The 1,635-nt window shown below is 57.8% G+C and carries 1 protein-coding gene; it reads left to right on the top strand.

Going from position 1 to position 1,635, the window contains the following annotated elements:
* Nucleotides 1-245: 245 nt before the first annotated feature.
* Nucleotides 246-731 (top strand): hypothetical protein, encoded by a 486-nt coding sequence (locus ABX749_RS32090; protein ID WP_372899627.1) that lies wholly within the window; start codon nt 246-248, stop codon nt 729-731.
* The last annotated feature ends 904 nt before the right edge of the window (nt 732-1,635 follow it).

Genomic DNA, 1,635 nt, shown 5'->3' with positions numbered 1-1,635 from the left:
GTAATACAATCGAGATCCCCCGGGCTGCGTCGTGACTGTCCAGCGAAGATAAGTCTGAGCCAGACGCTTCGAATTTCCCTTGGCGATTCCAATCAAGTACATTGGCCACCAGCGATGACGGCTCAAACTGTCGTCGTGGCCGATCCGCGTGAACCAAGTGGTGCACCGCAGTCGGCGAGTCGAGTTTGTATTTGAGTTCCGGTCCATCGCGCCGACGCGGTGACCACCGCCCGTCGTCGGATCAGATGCGAGACAAGGCATACAACCTGCTTCCCTATTCTGCGTTCACGACAGGACGTTGCGCTGATGGACGTCAGGTCGTCATGGGCTTGCTCTGTCCTGATCTGGTGACCGTCTTCTTTGACGCTGACGGATGTTACTTAGAAACGACGAGTGAACCGTGGGCGTTCCCAGCACCACGGATGACTGACAACGGCCCGTTTCGCATCTACGATTCCGAATTCTCAGAACACTTTGAAATGCAGATGAAGGAGCAACAAGCGAAGATCGGCTTTTCCGAAGGGCTGATACAAATTCGCCCGTTTGAGAATCCTGAAGCTGATTGTTGGCTTCAACGGATGCCGTCCGAATTGACGGATCTGGACCCGGATGCCCCAGAGTTTGAAGAGCTAAACGAGGAACGACAAGATTGGTTAGAGGGTGACAATCACGTCTTCGGGTGGGCCGAGGAATACTGGATCTCGCGAGATGGCGAGGTTGAGACCAGTTGATACAGCATTCGCCTGCCACGTAAAATCGAAACGGTAAGACCGACGAACAATGCCGTGAACCGGAGCGGCGAAGTCGAGCGGGTTCGCAATGGACAATCAATCGTCGCCGCCCGGTTACGGCTGGCGTTGAACTTCATCGAATTGCTCTCCACTGCGCCGGTTGATCTGCGGTCACGGTGGGGCAGCGTTGCGCGGGACTCCGGGGCGTCAGGCTGACGCCAGTTTCTTGAATCCTCTGGCCGCAGGTCGTCGGCGTTTTCGTGCGGTCGTCGTCTTGATCTCACGTGTCCCATCGTGTGATCCGCAGTCGCATGACTCCCCCGTCACTTGCGTCGTGTGGTCCGAGGGGATTTTTCTTTTATTGAAAGAAGAATCCGACCGAACACACGACGCGCCGATCCTGGGGAGTCGAGCGCCGGCGGATATTGGAAGTGCACCCATGAGATCAAGACGCCGGTGCCAGCGCAACGCTGATGAGCTGCGGCCAGGAGATTCGGGAAGCGGACGATGTGGAGGCGGGGCTGTCTAGTCGACGTGCCATGATGCCGCGGGCCGCGTCCGTGCTGGACCTCCGATGGCATCCTTGCCAACGCCCGGCAAGTGACCGCCGGACGCTGTTCCCGCCATCCAACTCGAGTTCGCCTGCAACGAAAACGCTGGCATCCCCTGCCGGGATGCGTTCTGATTGAGTCCCATCGCTGGCCCACGTGAAGGCCGACAACGTTCTGACGCCCGATGAATCCGCGTGACTCTGGGTATTGCGGATCGACCGCAATTCGTTCACGCTGCCAGCGAACGCCAGGTGTGCCGCAGCAAATCTATTCGTGTCATTCGTGTAATTCGTGGACAATCTCTTCACCGCTGGTTCCCCGAATGTCCAACGCCTGACGTCCCGCCTGCGATT

It is taken from the genome of Stieleria sp., from assembly GCF_041595215.1.
GTDB classification, from domain to species: domain Bacteria; phylum Planctomycetota; class Planctomycetia; order Pirellulales; family Pirellulaceae; genus Stieleria; species Stieleria magnilauensis.
This window is presented reverse-complemented; position numbering and strand designations above follow the sequence as displayed.

Excerpts from the sequence above, each read along its gene's own strand:
- ABX749_RS32090 (WP_372899627.1), top strand. The coding sequence starts at position 246 with ATGCGAGACAAGGCATACAACCTGCTTCCCTATTCTGCGTTCACGACA.